Below are 17,108 nucleotides of genomic sequence, written 5' to 3'. Positions count from 1 at the left end.
TTGCTGATGTATTGGCGTTGTTTACCAAGGTGAAGGATAAAGCCCAAATCAGTTTGTTCGAGTTGGTCGATATCATTCCAAGCGAGGCTGCGGTCAACTTTACCGCTTTTGTAGCGTACGCCATCTGCATTCACTTCAAACACCACTTTACTGCCGCGACTTGAGCTGATGGTTTGACGCCACAGCCACCAAGTTCTTTTGAAGTAAACGCTGCACGCTTCAATCACACTCAATACGATAAAGAACCAACCGACATAACCGTTTGGTAGCAGTTCAAACTCCAATAAAACCACACCAAAGATAAGAAACAGCATCCCTTTTAGGTACGCTTGTGGGAACTTCGTTGGCTGGCTAGTTTGATCATAACATTCAGCAAAGAAAGGTTTGTCGAGTGTGTATTCTGTAGTGAATTCGAAATCTTTAGACATGTATGGTTACTTCAAGGCTTCTGTAAATGAGTAATCTTGGTTGCACTCTCGCAACGCCTGCATTGTAGCGCTTCTCGGGATTTATCTTTAGTCATTTTGATTCTGTTTTGTAAATCAATGATACCGCCACGCCAAAAGACCTCGGTGCACTCGCCAATATCAAACAAGGCGAACCATTTGGCTCGCCTAGTTAATTAATGACCTATATGACTTATGAGGTTTTCTACTTTAGAGGGTCGTTGTCTGGCAATGCACTGTGTATCCAGACTGCCAGTCGGTGTTTGATGCTTGCGCCGTCTAGCTTGCTTTCCGGTAATGGGGTGATCTGTTTGGCATCAACCAAGAATAGGTAAATCGCTTTTACTCTTAGAGGTTGTGGTGACTGAGGAAGGTCAAAGCCTTGTAGCTTCGCCATCTTCCCACCAATCTCTAGTGCCTTCTTAACCAGTTTGTCTTCATTGTGAAGTTTGGAGCTTTTTGACATTGATAAATCCTCTTCTTCGCTTCAATTAAGAATACATGAAGTGTCGCGTATGGCGTGTTAGTAAGCTCGCATATTGATAAGTTTATGCCTTCTTACCGAGTAACTGATTGAAAAACGACCTTAATTCGTCATCACCAAGCTTGAGCAGGTAGTCACCAATATACCATTCAACAATCGATTGATTTGGATGTGCCGTGACTTGCGGGTTACCAAATCAAATGCCCTTTTCCATGGCAAACGTGTGTTGGAGTTCTTTCAACTTTTCACAGCTGAAAGGTAGGATTAGGTGCAACATGTTTGCTTTCGGTTGGGTTGGTCTTACCGCCAAAGATGGGAACTCATCAATGATCTTGTAGATCTGTTTTGTTCGCTCAAACAGAGCCGGCAGCTGCGCCAACCTTTCATCGAACGGCATTGCCGCAGACACTACATAAGGTGTTCCATTAATGATTTATTTAGAACAGAGATCATGCTCACCGTAAACGAGCCACTTTGGCAAATATGCGGTTTCTGGAATTGTCCAGCCATACTTATCGTATGCCAATGCAGCAAGACCAGTCAGTTTCAGAGAAACATTTCCTTTTGGCGAATAGCGAACATCTTCATTCATGTAGAACTGGTAATGCGCCTCTAACGCATCTCTCAATGCTTCTTGATAATGTGACTCATCGCCATCGATAATGGCAACAAACACATTCACAAAAGGAATAAACAAAGAATGTACATATGGCACTCTGGTTGATTCTAAATATTGCGGGGAGGATTTCTCCATCACAGTTTGCAATAACGCAGGTAGCGCTGATGAATTACTAAATACACCTTTAACGAACTCGACCAGTGCAACATCAAAAGGATCTTTTAAACGCACTAATGACTCATCCATGATGGTCATCAGCTCTACGCAGCGCCAATCTCTCGCGGCCATCGCTAAACAGATTTCATCCAACCATCCATCCATTGTTCCTTCTGCAACAGAACGGTTACCCACTTCCGAAAAGTGTCGGTGCCCAACGGAGAATTCAACCACTTGGTCTGAATGATTGGCCAGCAAGTACACGTTATTCAGTAACTCAAGCGCCCTTTTTATGTAATCTGGCGAGGCCTGATGTTGTCCATATTTTGAAGCAGTGAAGAATGCCTCAAGCGAATCCCAAGCATCGCCTTTCATTCTTTTAAGAGGTTGCTTATAAAAAAATTGTTTTTCATCAAGCATCCTTTCCCAGAAGCTGTAAAAATTTTCATCTTCTTCACGAAAAATACGCAATTTTCTTTCTTCAGGTATATCTAAATAGTGATTTCTTATTGTTTCCATCGTTCCCTAGCCTCGCATTATAAGTTGTTCTAATTTTTTGCTGTGATGATATTCATCCTCAAAATCAAGCCGTGAATGATGCCGAAGTTGATTTATAAAATCAATTTATAATCAGTATGTTGTATCGAAAGTTAATGCTTAATTGAAATGAATCGAAAAGCCGAAAAACATTTGAAATATAAGGCTACCGCACAAGCCGCGATGGGTAAGCCAGAACGTACCTGTCCATAAACAGTGGACGACGAACACTGACTTTGTGGAGTAAAGATAGACAGATATTCACCATTGTGTTCGCCTTTCTTTTTCTGTCGCTTTCGATAATACTCTTGCACAATATTACTCAGCTGGAAAATTTTATGCCTCAAGCAAACTCTGTGGTCGTACTCGACTTTGAAACCACAGGTCTCTCTCCTACTTTAGGTGATCGCGCAATAGAAATTGGTGCAGTAAAGTTAGTCAATGGCGAGGTTGTCGATAGTTTTCAGCAACTCATGAATCCCGGTTTCAGAGTGAGTTCTTTCATTGAGAACTACACCGGCATTACCAACAATATGTTGCGATCGGCACCAAGCTGCGAAGAGGTAATAGCGTCATTTAGTGAGTTCATTGCTGGCGAGAACCTTATCGCTCACAACGCGTCCTTCGATAAACGATTTTTAGATGCAGAGCTTGAACGAATCAACTGTGGTTATTCGGGTGAGTTTGCTTGCTCCTTACTGGTAGCAAGACGGCTCATTCAAGAAGCCCCATCACATAAGCTAGGTGAACTTGTTCGCTATAAAAATATCGACAACGACGGTGTTTTCCACCGTGCACTAGCCGATGCGCAAATGACAGCCAAGCTTTGGCTCTTAATGGTCGAAGGGATAGAAAACTCAGGCGTCGAAAAACCAAGTTTTCAGTTGATGCAAACAGTTAGTAAAACAGCCAAAGGAAAAGTCGACCTGCTACTCGCCAAAAGCCGTGCGTAACCCCCTCCGAACTAAAAGCTGATTCTAGTCTCTTCGACGTTTAAGTGATTTTCGATATACATGCGATATTGGTTATCCCAGTGAATTTCCTAATCCGAAAGCGGTAGTTCGCTGGTCTCACCAACCAAACTGGCTTACTATGCCAGGTACCTAAAACGCTTTGTGAGTCACTCATGAGCAGAAAAAATAACAAAAATCTCAGCATTCTTCTTAAACTCAACACCTTTATTGCACCCTATAAATGGCGGGTTGCGGCGGCCTTGGTTGCCCTTGTCGCGACAGCAAGTTTGACGTTATCCGTTGGCTATGGAGTACGTATTCTTATCGACCAAGGCTTTGCTCAGCAATCACTGCAAGAGCTTACCAATGCGATTCAGTTTATTGTCGGTGTAACATTGTGTATTGCCATTGGGACTTTCTTTCGCTTTTACCTTGTCTCTTCCGTAGGTGAGCGCGTTAGTGCGGATATTCGCCTTGCGGTGTTTAACCATGTGATTACGCTGCATCCGAGCTATTTTGAGACTAACAGTAGTGGCGACATAATGTCGCGCCTGACTACCGATACCACATTGCTGCAAAGCATTATCGGTTCATCGTTCTCAATGGCGATGCGTAGCGCTTTGATGTGCTTTGGGGCCATCATAATGTTGTTTGCCACTAACGTTAAGCTCACGCTGATTGTGCTTGCTTCTGTGCCTTTGGTTTTGGTACCAATTTTGTTTTATGGACGACGTGTGCGTGCGCTCTCTCGTCAAAGTCAGGACTCAATGGCCGATGTCGGAAGCTACGCTGGAGAAGCGATAGAACATATTAAAACCGTGCAAAGTTTTAGCTCAGAGTCGCATGAACGAGCGGCTTTCGCTGTCGAGGTGGAAAAAGCTTATGAAATAGGTAGACAGAGAGTAAAGCAGCGAGCGATCCTGATATCAGGCGTTATTGTGATTGTGTTCAGCGCGATTGCAGGCATGCTTTGGGTAGGCGGCAGCGATGTGATTCACGGAAAAATGTCTGCGGGTGACCTAGCCGCATTTGTGTTTTATGCCATTATGGTTGCCTCATCGACTGCAACCATTTCCGAAGTCATGGGTGAATTGCAAAGAGCCGCAGGTGCTACCGAACGGCTGATTGAGATCCTTCAAGTAGACAGTGATATTAAAGCGCCAAGCAACCATTTGCCTGTCCGTTCCGACATGCCTGCTGAGATTAACTTTAATTCGGTGAGTTTCAACTACCCTTCTCGCCCAAATCAACCAGCAATCAAAGAATTAAATCTAACCGCTGAACAAGGAAAAGTACTGGCGTTAGTCGGCCCTTCTGGTGCAGGTAAAACAACACTATTCGAACTGCTGCAACGATTTTATGACCCACAGCAAGGGCAAGTGTTGTTTGGTGGTGAAGATATTCGACAGTTCGACCCAAACGAACTTCGACGTCAAATGGCGCTCGTACCACAACAACCAGCGCTGTTTAGCCATGATGTTTTCCATAATATTCGCTACGGTAATCCTGAAGCGACGGATGAACAAGTTATCGAAGCCGCGAAAAAAGCCCATGCCCATGAGTTTATTGAGAAGCTTCCCGAAGGCTATCACAGCTTTTTAGGGGAGCGCGGCGTTAGGCTATCGGGCGGACAAAAGCAGCGTATTGCGATTGCTCGCGCGATTCTAAAAGATCCAAAAATCTTACTGCTAGACGAAGCTACCAGCGCCCTTGATAGTGAAAGTGAACATCACGTTCAACAAGCACTTGAAGCTCTAATGAAAGGACGCACAACGCTGATTATTGCTCATCGTCTTTCGACTATCCAACATGCGGATAAAATTGCGGTGCTCGACAATGGCGAGTTAGTCGATGTTGGTAACCACCAATCATTAATGCAAAGCTGTGAGTTGTATCAGCGACTTGTGGCATTGCAATTTAAGCACTTGGAGTAACGCCTAGTTAAGCGTTCAAAAGTAAACAAAGGCGGACCAAATAATTTAATAACAGGAGTTTAACGATGTTTTTGTGTCAGTCCAGCGAGCCTTGGCGAGACTAAGAATCTAGCTCTGAGTGGTTAATGAGATAATTTAGACCATGAAGAGCTAGGATAGAAGATCCCACATCATGTCCCATCGTCGCTGTACAAGGTGACGAAATACAAAAGATGCCACTCGCAGTTAAACGAGCGGCATTAAACCAAGCAGCTCGCCTTTTAACAAAGGAATTCCAGTAAGAATCCAGTAACCAGCGTATTCTCCCTTCAACTAGAAACACTCGTTCACAACTACCATATAAAACCCAATCAACTTCATTTGTAACAATTCAGGTTTCAAAAATAGGAAATCAGTACTGAAAAAGTTTACCGCGTTTTGTGTTGCTATCTATGGTTATAATGTTTGAGACATCAATGCCTTCAAACCAAGCAACACAAAAGCGGCACCGATATGAACAGCGAAGCGAAACAACTATTTTCTTATCTATGTCAGCGATACGATGCGCTTTCTCAAGAGCTTGAGTCTCGCCCTTTTCCTGAATTTTCTGAGACTATTACTCATCCTCTTGGGCACTGTTTAGTCCGTTGCCCAGCAGGTAGCCAACGCTTTTCTATTGTAGCAGTCAACTTTGCACCCTCCGTTCGCGGGCAAGGCGTGCTTACTGCATTTATCGACTACATCAAAAGCAATCCTTACCACTACCAAGGTGTTGAGGTTGCAATCATTGAAAACAAGAACTTAGCTAAACGGCTTTTGTCTCTTGGCTGGAAGTACAAGTCCCTGTTTGGCAAAATTTTCTTCGCTAGCAAGCCGACCCTAGTAAAGGACTTTCAGTCTGCATAATGGTTATTACGACACCGCATCGGTATCCAAAGTAAAGCCATCACTCAAAATCCGTAAGCATGTTGAAAAAAACTTGGCGATCTTCTGCAGTACTTCCTCGATGAGCAGTGTATTCAACGTGCGCGTCTGCGCTGGCTTTTGGGGATAGATTGATGCCCCATAACGCATTAATTTGATTTGGTACGATGGAATAACGCATATCAACAATTCGCATTTCATTATTCGGATCCTTCGCTACAAAACCGTTTGAAAACCAACGGAAACGTTCGATGTCTTTTGCTTGTTGCGATTGCGGGTTTAGCCACGGAAATTGCTCTTTTATATTTAACTTTGGAGTTGATTCGCCAGGGTAAATTTTTATTGAACGCCCTACCCTTACTGCATCTACATAGTAGTTATCTTCCGTTTCATAAATCAGCTTCCAAACCAAAAGGTTGCTAAAGCTTGGTTTGGCTTTTAATTGTATAGCGTTGTGTTGTCGCTCTTTGACGATTTCCCAACCAGCTGCTTCTGCTCTATCTCGTTGGATCATTCCAAGGCTTAGGTAAGCCAGACACCATAAAAATGCAATGCGGGCATAGTTTGGGCTTCGCTTCAGTGCAGCAAACAAAAGCAATATTAAAATAGGGAGTGTGAACGCGGGGTCGATTACCGAAATAGTGCTCCAAGCATAACGCGTGTTGCTTATCGGCCATAGAAGCTGTGTTCCATAACTGGTGCATGCGTCTAATAACGCATGGGTACTATAACCAAGCGCGCAGTAAAACCAACTCTGCCGGAAGCTTAGTCCTCGCTTTTTTGCGAACAATGGATACAACAACAAAGCACAAATGAAACTACCAAACGGGATAAACAAGAGCGAGTGAGTAAATTGGCGATGGTATTCCAAATACAGCAAAGGATCAGTTGAAGAACGGATGAGCACATCTAAATCCGGAGCCATCCCAGAGACCACGCCCAACACGCCAACAACTGCAAGGTTTCGCTTGTTGCTCACCGCCAGTGGCAAAGCTGCACCCAATAAACCTTGCGTTAACGGATCCATCGTTCACTTCCTTTAGATAGATGAAGCTCAGCTGGAAAGCGTACACGCTCAATAGTCGGTTCCAATTTAAAAACCAGAAGGTTCTTCGACATAAATTATCCGCATTTAAGTGGAAAATAATACACGACTTAGTCATGCATTTGCTTGTTTAGCAACAAACACCTTGATTTAGTGTAAGAAGGAATCACGCCGTTCGCTAGTGAACGAACAAATCTGAGTCTAGGCTTGTTTGGTATTTCAAACCCGAAGGTTTATCTGACGCGAAAAAACAAGGCGAACCAAATGGCTCGCCTTGTTTCTAATTTACTGAACGATAAACGGCAGGCGTTTAGTCTTGAGGGTTCTCTTTCGCGTTGATTTCAGCGTAAGTGTGTAGCAGCTCCGTCAATGTTTTTACCCACGCAAAAACATCCGAAGGTGCATTTTCGATTAGTTTTTCCACTAGAGCACAGTGTGTTTCTAGCGTGATGGCCTCTTCCAAACGGAATGAGATCGCGTAGAAATGCCAAAGCACCAATCTCGTCATTCTCTCGCTATTTTGCTTTGCGTTGTCTGAGTCATCAAACGCTTGTTGAATTTCACTCAGTGCGATTGCTGTCATGCGTAGCATTGCATCAAGACGTGCAGACAACATGCGGTCTTCACTATCCACTTCTTCTTGATCAAAAGTGAACAGCTCATTCATCACGTCTTCTGGCACCATTTTACTGATCATACGAGCACTAAACTCTTCCAGCTCATGGCGAGGCATAGTTACAAGACAATCGAAGGTGTAATCACGAAGCATAAAATCACTCTAGGTTAGAAATCAATTTCAGCCTCGCATTCTAAATATTGAAATTTCAATTGCCAGTGTTAATTTCTATCCATCTACGAAAAACTACAAAACACCGTTGATTGCAATACCAACACCAATCCGCTGCTGATTATGATCATAGTCGATCAAGCTCTTACCATAACCAGCTGAGTATTGTGCGTACCCCTGAACTTTGCCCCAAATCGGAAATGACACACCCAGTTCTGCAAAACCCTTATGTGTTTGAAAGTTCTGGCGACCTAAAAAGGTAAACTCGTAACCATTCCACTTGTAAGCACTCGATAGCTCAAAGTGTCCCATATAGTCTTCGATATCCGGGTTATCATCACCTTTGGGATCATTAGGCGATGTCTTTTCATCTTCAGGTATACGCCACCAAGGCTGGATAGAAACCGCAAAATTGTCTTTTGCAAAGGTTAAGTTGGCATAGACACGGTTCCAACTGCGCGATAGCTCCTGTCTCTGACCGTTAGACTCATGTTCAATACCAAAACCTAACCAAGTCGAACCATCAAGTGGTTTCCAGTCTGTTGGGGTGTAGTAAAAAAGCTCTGGACGATAATTGGTTTCACGGAATGGACGAGATGCTGCACCCGTGTATACCTGCCAAAATGATTTAAGAGTCATTCCAAAAAACAGACCATCGCCATCAAACAACAAGTCATCATAGTTCATTGGTACTTTAAAACTGATTTGGAACTCCGCCTCTTCCTTACGCAGTTCATCGCCGTATTTGGTGTCGGCATACGCGCGTTTATTTACACGATCACTGTATGTAAACGGAAGAATATAGTTAACGCGATGCGCGACCAGACTAAACGGTTCGAACGCGTTTTCTCGTTCTGATTCCAAACGCTTGTCGACCAAACTTTCCTGAAGCTCTTCAGGCTCTTCAATTTCTGGATCTGCGGGCACTGTGCTGGTTACTGTGTCAAGCTCACACTGCGCGCGAATGCTCTTTATGGTTTCCTCACCTTTGCTTTGCTTTATTTTGTCTAGCAAACATAAATCATAAGCACTGGCTGTTTCTCCCATCGCAACTGGCGCTGCCAATAAACTCAGTATTGATATCCCTGCCACTTTTGAAGCCATCTGAAACCCTTAATATTCTTTATGTCAAATCAGATAATTTTAGTTTTTCTTGGTAAACCGTTTGCCATTCTGACGTTAAGGCAATGTTAAATGTCCGCCGACTTTACGTCTTGTATAAATTCAACAGACTTTAGACATATCGGTCAACTATGATCAAAGCGCAAAAAACAACCAAGAGTTGAGCATCATAGATAAAAACCACTCGTTTGCATGATGCTCATGTTCTCTATGCAAAATACTGGCTCGTAACTTTGATTGCAAACCCGGCTATGAATAAACCCAAACCATAACCCAAATGCGCCAATGTGCTAAGAAAACGGGCTTTCCAAGGTGTTGGGGTTTTACTCGCAGCAAAACCAAATCCTAGACAAGGTTGAATGACCAAAAATGGGAAGATCAACGTTACCACGCCTGTAATTAAGCTGGGCATTAGACTGGGCTCTACCAACCAATGATGACCAAAAACAGTAACGTGAGCCAAAGCGAAAGTAACGCCGATGGCATAATGCAAAAACCAGCCAAGTGACTTTTCTCCCGGCATCGCCTCTGACGCCATAATTGGCGCATGCATAAACTTTCCTTGGGGCATGTACAAAACCCAGCGCGCAACCAACGCATAGTTTAATGAAGGAATACCAAACACTCTCCTTTGTAACCATGCCCATAAATCCATTATCAAAGTGGCACCAATCCCTATTAGCACCGCTTGCAATCCCATTAAAAGCAGCATTTTTCTCTCCTCAAGTTTTTGATTTGTTAAGGTCTTAGTTGCATGCTACAACTTAAAGCCAACTTGAAGTCAATGGGGAATAATATGGATATTGCAGAAGTGGTTAGAAAATCAGGATTGCCGACTTCAACGCTCAGGTATTACGAACAGCTGGGGTTAATTCGCTCGATAGGAAGGAATGGATTGAGACGCCAATATTCACCAAAGGTACTCAATACACTCAATTTAATTAGTTTGGGGCGTATCGCTGGAATATCGCTTAACGAAATGGCAGAAATGTTGAATCAATCAGAAGTTTCAAAGCCATATATCGATCGTGACTTACTAACGAAAAAGGCACTTGAGATTGATGAGCAAATAAAACGTTTGAAAGCGGTGCGAGACAGCCTAAACCATGTTGCTACCTGCCCTCATGAGTCACATATGGACTGTTCTTCATTTCAGAAGCTTATGAAGGTCGTAAAGCGTTATGTCCCCCAAAAGCAGAGATAAACCGCTCTCCCTACCGTCCTATTCTTGATTTACAAGGAAGTAACTCGCGGTTGTGAGTTACTTCCTTTCATATTACTTAGCTTGCGATTTTACGTACTTCTTCACTTTTTTCATCGCCATTTTTTGCTTTAACGGTGAAAGGTAATCAATGAACAAGTTACCAGATAGGTGATCAATTTCGTGCTGCATCACAATCGCCAAGAACTCATCGCTCTCGATTGTAATCGGGTTGCCATCACGGTCTAGTGCAGAAACAACAACTGACGTGTAACGCTCTACATCTGCGTAGTACTCAGGAACAGATAGGCACCCTTCTTGACCAAGTGCTTTGTTTTCTCCGCTCACCACTTCTGGGTTAACCAAGATTAAAGGATCATTGCGTTCGTCAGAGATATCGATGACAACAACCGCCTCTTTTCTGCCTACTTGGGTTGAAGCTAAACCGATACCATTGCCCGTTGCGTAAAGTGTTTCTAGCATATCGTCTATCAGCGTTTGTACTGTCGATACATCAGTGACTTTTTCTGCTTTTACTTTAAGCCTTGGGTCTGGAATGGAGAGAATTTCGAGGACTGCCATACTTACCTTTCATATCTATAAATCGTAATTCGTGGCGAATTATACACACGTTTCTCGATACATAAACCTGCTAAGCTATCTTGCGCACAAGGCATAAACCATTAACTCAAACGACAACACAATAAATGGGTTTGCCTTTTAAACAAAAAATCCTACAAACAGGAAACTAAAACGCCAGCACATTATGGCTGGCGTCTTGTCATGATCCTAATTGAATCGTTTGTTGTATTTTATCTACTGACTTTCCTTGGCTTTGAGTAACACTCTAATCGCCATTTTCTCACCACTTTTTAAAATTAAGTAGGCGATGCCAATCGTTATTAGCATTATGATAGCAATAAAAATACTTACCCCACCGAGCTCAGATAATAAATAAAACGGAGAAATATCTAACGACATTAAGATAAGAGAGAACACTACCAAACTTGCTAAAGTCCACAGTAAAACAGCATACCATCTTGTTTTTGATGGCATTACATCTCCAGTCTTGTAGCCGAAGTAATAACCAACACTCATGGCTGGGATTAACGTGCTAAGAAAGCCTGTACCACTCATTTCTATCCCAACAATATATTCAATGGCCAACAGCAATGCAGCCCAACAAACGGACGCCAGACACAACAGAGACGTAACAAGAAGTACCGATGGTGGCTGGTTTATTTCTGATTCTGAATAGTTACTTTTTAATTCCACTTTCATTTCCTTCCATTTATTTGAATAAAATAAGCGTTTTAGATCATGCTTCCGCTTGGACAACCTAGAGAAACAACACCGCCATAACTCGTTGTTGGTGTTGCTACCATGACTAAATCAACAGGAAGAAACACAACGTCCGTTGCTAACGACAAAGGAATGTCAATCAATGATAGTGGGTATAACGCGATAGAAGTAATATCAGCTCTTAAATAGCAAGGTTGTCGTGCGACTGATAACGCGGTCCCTGAAAACGGCTTTCCGTATCCGCCACCAGCATGCGCATCTATAGACGAACACCCCACCATTAAAGATGCTGACACCACAAGAAATACAACTTGTAGCTTTTTAAATAGTTTTATTTTCATTTAACCTAGATTCCAACTAACTATTATTTTTACAACTAAACCCTCTCTCAAATTGTATGTTCAATGAATTTACTCATATGGGCCAAGTGCAACCATGTTAATACGTTCTATGTATCAGAAACAATTCATTCATTTCCAATGGCACTAGTGAGATTATGCGACGTGATTAGAATCTCACTTAAGTTTTCATGGACCTATCGCGCTGAAAATTGAATCCTCTACCTGTCATAGAATAAAAATCCCTCAAAACCAGTGGTTCTGACGGCTTTTTGTAAGCGCCCCGTGGGCATTACCTACACCATTATTGCTTGAAGCTTATCTAGTGACAGACCTAGATAGCTAATAGTCGCACTTGCTGTCGGAGGATTTTATTGGCTTTTACGCGGACTTTAACCAACACATCACCATCGACCAACCTAAGGTCGAATATTGGTGAATGTCGCGATGGTGACTCCATCACTTTGTGACGACAACGATTTTACGTCTGCGCTAAAGTAATATGGATTAAGTGGCATTTTACTCTCGGCTAGTCGCGCGTAGTAAAGCTTGGCGGGCTGTTTTGCCATTTGTTGCGCGTACAAATACCCGACCAACGCATGTTCAAACTGGTGGTAACCATTTCCCCAATGGAACGCTTTGGTTGATTTAGGATTCAGACCAACACCTCCGTACTGATGATCCACCCACACGTCCATAAAAGTGGGTAACGTGTATTGAAGCGTTTCTTTCATCGAACCATCAACAAGGGAAACTGTCATTGCCACTTGATCGAGCTCTGCCCATTCCCAAGACGAGCTATAGTGCTTGTATGGTCTTGATTGCCAAGCAGGAATGCTCTCTTGTGTCCATTTACTCTGCCATTCTGGTGAGAAGAGCGCTTTGACTTGCTCAAAGTTTTGCTGGTATTGCGCTTGTTTAAGTGTATGTTTCATTCCTTTGAAGCCAAACTCTGTCCAATTGGAATTCTCCAACAACTGACCAGTGAGATACGTCATCCAATACGCTTTGATGGTGTGTCCAAAATCATTGTGTTTCGCATCTGGCATCATTGCCGCTTTGTGGTGTATCGCGCCATAAAAACGCCGCTCTTTGTCGGAGTGGTAGTTATCCAGCATCACTTGCGTCAGCCACTCCAGATCTTGTTTCCACTTGGCTTGCGCTGGCGGTGGTAAAAGTGGCGCCGTTAACAACAGGTAGCCATTAATTTGGTCAAGTTGAGCGACTAACTCTTGCTGCTTCTCACTTTCCCCATCACCATCTTTCAAAACCCACGCCAGACCGCGATCATCGCTTCGTCGGTATTGTTTAAATATAAACGCTTGCTGGTCGATAAGTGCTTGTTCAACCTTTGGATCTTGCGTCAAGTAGTAGTACATCGCCAAGCCCACCAAAGCGTAAGCTTGGTCTTGAGAAGTTCGCTGTTGCCACTCCATCCCCGGTTTTCCACTACGCGTAAAGCTCACGAAGCCGCCGTTTTTCTCATCTTGTAGATGATCAATCAGGTAATAAGCCCCTTTCTTTGCCAGCTCTAATGCTTGCTTGTCACCCGTAAGATGAAAAAGCACACCATAAGCGTAAGTTTGGCGCGATTTCATGCGGGTGTACTCGCGATCGAAGTGCGGGCTAATCCACCCTTTGTTTAATTCTTCACACGGCTTTTGTGGGTCGAGAATGACACCGTTATCACAACGAAAAGTCGGAAAATTCCCCGCAGGTTGCCCATGCGCGCTTTCCATCATCCAATATGGGGCTAGGCCATTCGTCACATGGTTTAACCAATCATCCCCCGAAGGCAGGCCTACATCAGCAAAGCTGTTCATACTCATCGTTGCGAGCAATAAGGTAAGATATTTAAAAGACATAATGCTCAATTAAGTTATTGAATTTTATCCAGTATAAATAACTCCCTTTACGCATATTGTTGTCGTGCTCACAATCGCCTTACGCATTTGTTTGCGTCAATCATCTTTCAGCCTCGTTCGATGACTGAGCCGCGAATAAACGCTACTCTGTCTTCGACTGACATTTTGGGCACTTCGATCAATTGATAACCAAATTTGTGATAAGCGTTGACCATCTGTTGATACGTAGCCACCGCTTCAGAAAAATCTTGCTTTCGCTCTTCGTCGTTGCTGAATATCGATGCCCAAGGTGGAAAAATGAACACTTGAGAATGATAACGAAGCGTCTGGCAATGCGTGATGAGCTCATGCGAGATTGGCAGTTGTTCCAACTTAACTGTAGCCATATACGTCCGCAATACTGCGATCAAAAAACACATTCCCTTGGTGGACATTGAAAGCTCGGTAATTGCTCACTTCTGCCTTCATCATTTCGTCTCGAAAAGCTTGTTTGTCATTCCAAGGTAATGCTGAACCGTGATTGGCAACCTGCGTTTGTATTATTTGACGGCCGGTTTCTGGCGCGCAGATAAAACCTTGTGTTTTTAGCTGTTCGATTACCGAAGTTTTCCCTGCACCGGGACCACCAGAGAATACGATGAGTTTATTCAAAATTGTTTCCTTATTTTTTGTTTGAGTGAAGTAATGCGTGTACAGCCAAGAAAATGGGCATCATCTGGCGTTTGAAATTGGAATTTGGCACGCCAGCGTTAAGCGAGATCGGTAGTGGGAAATTTGGGGGAATAGAACTGAGCAGTGAAGAGATTTACAAAGTAAGAACCGAAACGACGTGTTCATCGGTTATGGAAAACGGAGGAATGCTGAGCGAAGCAAGCTCGCCCAAAATACTGGGTTGGGAAGTGGTGCGATTGGTTCTGATGGTTAACGCGTCAATTGGATATCTATATCAAGAAAATGGCACCTAAGCCTAAGAACGCAAAGAAACCGACGACATCGGTAACGGTCGTCAATACTACCGAGCCAGCCACGGCGGGGTCAATGTTAAACTTCTTCAACGTGAATGGTATCAACGTCCCCGATGCCGCGGCCGCCAAACTATTGAGGAAAATTGCACAACAGATAATAAGCGCCAATGGCCAAGAGTCAAACACCATGTAGACGACACCCGCGATGACTAATCCCATGATCAAGCCATTAATGGTGGCGATTTTTAATTCCTTATTCACCAATAGCTTCAAGTTACTTTGGTGCAAGTGGTTTAGTGCGATACCTCGAATGGCCACCGCTAAGGTTTGGCTACCCGCGATGCCGCCCATGCTCGCCACAACAGGCATTAAGATCGCAAGCGCAACGACTTGCTCGACCACATTATCAAAAAGCCCAATGATGGCGGAGGCTACGAAAGCGGTCAGCAAGTTAATCACTAGCCAAAGTGCTCTTAACCTTGTCGCCACGCTTAATGGTGTGAACAAATCTTCTTCGCTTCGTACGTTTTCTGCCACTACAGCTTGTAGGCTGAGTTCGCGCAACGTAATCGCGATGGTCGCCATCGACAAGACGCCCATAATTTTGCCACCAGCCATGATAGGAAACCAATGTGCTCCACCATCAATCGAGACTTGTTTGCTGACGCTTTGAATCGTTTGAATATCTTCTAGAATTGGCGTAACTACGGTCAAGTCGGTAAGTTTGATATGATTTTCGTGCATCAACAGGGTTTGCGGCTCTATCGTACCAATCACACCACTCGCATCACGCACAATAATCAACCGCACTGGACTTTGCCCACGTTTTAGCAGCTCGGTTTTGATGCCTCCTACGCTGTTTTTAGGGTTTGCGACCAGAAAGTGAGGCTCGGCATAACGTCCAACTTTGTTGTCTTCATACGACAATGCTTGTTGGATATGCGCGACAGACTCTTCACTTTGATCAATAAGGTATTCATCTACAAATTCGGTCGGTAGAAAGTCCGCAAGGATGATCAGTTCTGAATCCGTTATGTACGCCAAGCGTTCATGTTGTAAGTCTTTATTGAGTGATTGATGAATGTGCTTGGCGGTGTCGTATCGGAGCAAATTTAATACCGTCCAATACTTCTCAGGCGGCACTGCTTCTATGACACGCTTACGGTAAGCAATGTTGACCGATTCCAAAATGTTCGCAATCTGTGCTTCTTGATAGTCTTTCAAAAAGCTCAAGTCTTCGGTCGATTCTATCGCTTTAATGATCTCAGCAAGCAAATGTGGCACTTTGCGGTTAATTTGCAATTGGTTGGAATCTATCATTACTTTTACCTATAGCTTTCACTACCACATTCGCCGTATTGACGATATGTGCTATCCGAAGGCATGAATTCTTGATGTTAAAATTCTAGGCGATAGTTGACTTAATTGCGGAATTTATATTTCGCTCGCAGAAACAAAACGCCTATGCATCAGTTCATGGTATAGACTTGAATGTGTGTCAGGCTCATTCGCCTTGTTTGATAATGGAGTAATCAATGGCACCTGTATTTTTTCTGACTCAGCAGGCCGCCTTACCAAGTCGTAAGGTGCTTCGTAAAGTGATTCAATTTTCGACAGCGCTGGCTCAGCCTATTGTAGTTTTAGTGGAAGACCATCGCCGAAGTGAAGATCACGCATTCGCTCATTTTCTCAGTTTCAACTCTGACCATATAGAAAAAAGACAAGCTGAGTTTGAAGCTTGGACCTTAAAGTTCAACGCATTAATTGTCGAACTTTGTGAAGAAGAAGAGCTTGAAACACCAACGCTCTCTTACGAGCATTTCAAAGGGAGCCATTGGGTTGAGCAAGTTGCGAAACGACTTGTTGACCACACTGACTTACTGCTCGTGGGACACTTTAACAAACACGAGATTCAAACGATGCTCACAGAACTAGCACAACAAGATTGCGACTTGTTGCTACTGAGTGAGCGTTCATGGCCTTCTCACGCCAACATGCTTTGTGCAATCGACCCACTTCATCGAGGGGATGAAAAGTCGATAGTAGATAAAGCCATCGTCTCGCGAGGCTCAAAATTAGAACAAACCTTAAGCGGGAAAATGACGCTCGTTTACTGCCGATACGTCGCGCCATACCTCTCTCGCTATCGTGCAGAGATATTAAGCAATCAAAAAGCAGGCATTACAGATTTTATTACTGCGCAAAAGTTAACGCGAGTTCCATTACTATTACCGGAAGGAAACCCTGAAACGGCGTTACCAAAAGCAGTTAAGCAATCACAAGCAGCGATTTTGATTATGGGGGCATGTAAACGAAGCATGTCATCTCAATTTTGGTCTGGCAGCACTGTAGACACGTTACTTGATCAACCACCTTGTGACCTACTGTTGGTCAACAGCTCCAAGGGCTGACTAGGTATTCTCTATTAACCTATCCTTTCAATACCAAGCG

The 17,108-nt window shown here is 43.5% G+C and carries 18 protein-coding genes and 2 pseudogenes; 6 read left to right on the top strand and 14 right to left on the bottom strand.

The annotated features are described in order from the left end of the window. The 4 genes and pseudogenes from R7F64_RS19815 to R7F64_RS19800 form a co-directional block, all read right to left on the bottom strand. The coding region (locus R7F64_RS19815) for a YcxB family protein (protein WP_318072026.1) at positions 1-428 on the bottom strand (428 nt) is incomplete at its 3' end. Between the two features lie 223 nt (positions 429-651). Then, the gene (locus R7F64_RS19810) at positions 652-912 is read right to left on the bottom strand and encodes a DUF5062 family protein (RefSeq protein ID WP_005376453.1); all 261 of its coding nucleotides are present in this window, start codon (positions 910-912) and stop codon (positions 652-654) included. Between the two features lie 82 nt (positions 913-994). After that, positions 995-1,351 (bottom strand): annotated as a pseudogene (locus R7F64_RS19805) (threonine aldolase); the annotation flags it as partial. Positions 1,352-1,363: 12 nt separating this feature from the next. Further along, positions 1,364-2,224, bottom strand: coding sequence for an immunity 49 family protein (locus R7F64_RS19800; RefSeq protein WP_047101486.1), 861 nt, complete (start codon positions 2,222-2,224; stop codon positions 1,364-1,366). A 356-nt stretch (positions 2,225-2,580) separates the two neighbouring features. Between R7F64_RS19800 and R7F64_RS19795 the strand changes: the two genes are divergently transcribed. The 3 genes from R7F64_RS19795 (at position 2,581) to R7F64_RS19785 (ending at position 6,014) form a co-directional block, all read left to right on the top strand. After that, positions 2,581-3,195 (top strand): PolC-type DNA polymerase III, encoded by a 615-nt coding sequence (locus tag R7F64_RS19795; RefSeq protein WP_047101483.1) that lies wholly within the window; start codon positions 2,581-2,583, stop codon positions 3,193-3,195. A gap of 173 nt (positions 3,196-3,368) precedes the next feature. Then, on the top strand, positions 3,369-5,129 hold the full coding sequence (locus R7F64_RS19790) for an ABC transporter ATP-binding protein/permease (protein WP_258485489.1): 1,761 nt from the start codon (positions 3,369-3,371) through the stop codon (positions 5,127-5,129). A gap of 492 nt (positions 5,130-5,621) precedes the next feature. Then, complete coding sequence (locus tag R7F64_RS19785; RefSeq protein WP_005376463.1) at positions 5,622-6,014, top strand: hypothetical protein; 393 nt, start codon at positions 5,622-5,624, stop codon at positions 6,012-6,014. A gap of 40 nt (positions 6,015-6,054) precedes the next feature. Here R7F64_RS19785 and R7F64_RS19780 read toward each other — a convergent pair whose 3' ends face one another. The 4 genes from R7F64_RS19780 to R7F64_RS19765 form a co-directional block, all read right to left on the bottom strand. Next, the gene (locus R7F64_RS19780) at positions 6,055-7,059 is read right to left on the bottom strand and encodes a metal-dependent hydrolase (RefSeq protein ID WP_318072025.1); all 1,005 of its coding nucleotides are present in this window, start codon (positions 7,057-7,059) and stop codon (positions 6,055-6,057) included. A gap of 328 nt (positions 7,060-7,387) precedes the next feature. Beyond that, the gene (locus R7F64_RS19775) at positions 7,388-7,846 is read right to left on the bottom strand and encodes a hypothetical protein (RefSeq protein ID WP_005388759.1); all 459 of its coding nucleotides are present in this window, start codon (positions 7,844-7,846) and stop codon (positions 7,388-7,390) included. A gap of 93 nt (positions 7,847-7,939) precedes the next feature. Continuing rightward, positions 7,940-8,968, bottom strand: coding sequence for a phospholipase A (locus R7F64_RS19770; protein WP_017820977.1), 1,029 nt, complete (start codon positions 8,966-8,968; stop codon positions 7,940-7,942). Positions 8,969-9,194: 226 nt separating this feature from the next. Beyond that, complete coding sequence (locus tag R7F64_RS19765) at positions 9,195-9,698, bottom strand: DUF2938 domain-containing protein (RefSeq protein WP_025767821.1); 504 nt, start codon at positions 9,696-9,698, stop codon at positions 9,195-9,197. An 84-nt stretch (positions 9,699-9,782) separates the two neighbouring features. Here R7F64_RS19765 and R7F64_RS19760 point away from each other — a divergent pair, with 84 nt between their 5' ends. Then, complete coding sequence (locus R7F64_RS19760) at positions 9,783-10,190, top strand: helix-turn-helix domain-containing protein (RefSeq protein WP_047101535.1); 408 nt, start codon at positions 9,783-9,785, stop codon at positions 10,188-10,190. A 72-nt stretch (positions 10,191-10,262) separates the two neighbouring features. Here R7F64_RS19760 and def read toward each other — a convergent pair whose 3' ends face one another. The 5 genes and pseudogenes from def to R7F64_RS19735 all read right to left on the bottom strand — a co-directional run bounded on the left by def (position 10,263) and on the right by R7F64_RS19735 (position 14,343). Beyond that, complete coding sequence (gene def / locus R7F64_RS19755) at positions 10,263-10,769, bottom strand: peptide deformylase (protein ID WP_005388756.1); 507 nt, start codon at positions 10,767-10,769, stop codon at positions 10,263-10,265. Between the two features lie 234 nt (positions 10,770-11,003). Further along, complete coding sequence (locus tag R7F64_RS19750; protein ID WP_017820978.1) at positions 11,004-11,468, bottom strand: ABZJ_00895 family protein; 465 nt, start codon at positions 11,466-11,468, stop codon at positions 11,004-11,006. Positions 11,469-11,500: 32 nt separating this feature from the next. Then, positions 11,501-11,830, bottom strand: a complete 330-nt coding sequence (locus R7F64_RS19745) for a YceK/YidQ family lipoprotein (RefSeq protein WP_053349143.1) — start codon at positions 11,828-11,830, stop codon at positions 11,501-11,503. 416 nt (positions 11,831-12,246) lie between these two features. After that, positions 12,247-13,692: an AGE family epimerase/isomerase gene (locus tag R7F64_RS19740; RefSeq protein WP_318072024.1), complete on the bottom strand. Its 1,446-nt coding sequence runs from the start codon at positions 13,690-13,692 to the stop codon at positions 12,247-12,249. A gap of 107 nt (positions 13,693-13,799) precedes the next feature. Further along, positions 13,800-14,343, bottom strand: a pseudogene (locus tag R7F64_RS19735) (AAA family ATPase). Between the two features lie 53 nt (positions 14,344-14,396). On the opposite strand from R7F64_RS19735, the gene R7F64_RS19730 reads away from it, so the two are divergent. Then, positions 14,397-14,657 (top strand): hypothetical protein, encoded by a 261-nt coding sequence (locus tag R7F64_RS19730; protein ID WP_005376483.1) that lies wholly within the window; start codon positions 14,397-14,399, stop codon positions 14,655-14,657. Here R7F64_RS19730 and R7F64_RS19725 read toward each other — a convergent pair. After that, positions 14,634-15,977, bottom strand: coding sequence for a magnesium transporter (locus R7F64_RS19725; protein ID WP_318072023.1), 1,344 nt, complete (start codon positions 15,975-15,977; stop codon positions 14,634-14,636). The two genes, R7F64_RS19730 and R7F64_RS19725, sit on opposite strands and share 24 nt — an antisense overlap. A 215-nt stretch (positions 15,978-16,192) precedes the next feature. On the opposite strand from R7F64_RS19725, the gene R7F64_RS19720 reads away from it, so the two are divergent. Next, positions 16,193-17,068, top strand: coding sequence for a universal stress protein (locus R7F64_RS19720; RefSeq protein ID WP_005376485.1), 876 nt, complete (start codon positions 16,193-16,195; stop codon positions 17,066-17,068). Positions 17,069-17,108 lie beyond the last annotated feature (40 nt).

Source organism: Vibrio sp. Vb1980 (genome assembly GCF_033338615.1).
In the GTDB taxonomy this organism is placed as follows: Bacteria; Pseudomonadota; Gammaproteobacteria; order Enterobacterales; family Vibrionaceae; genus Vibrio; species Vibrio alginolyticus.
The sequence above is the reverse complement of the archived record's forward strand: the minus strand, read 5'-3'. Positions and strand labels throughout refer to the sequence as shown.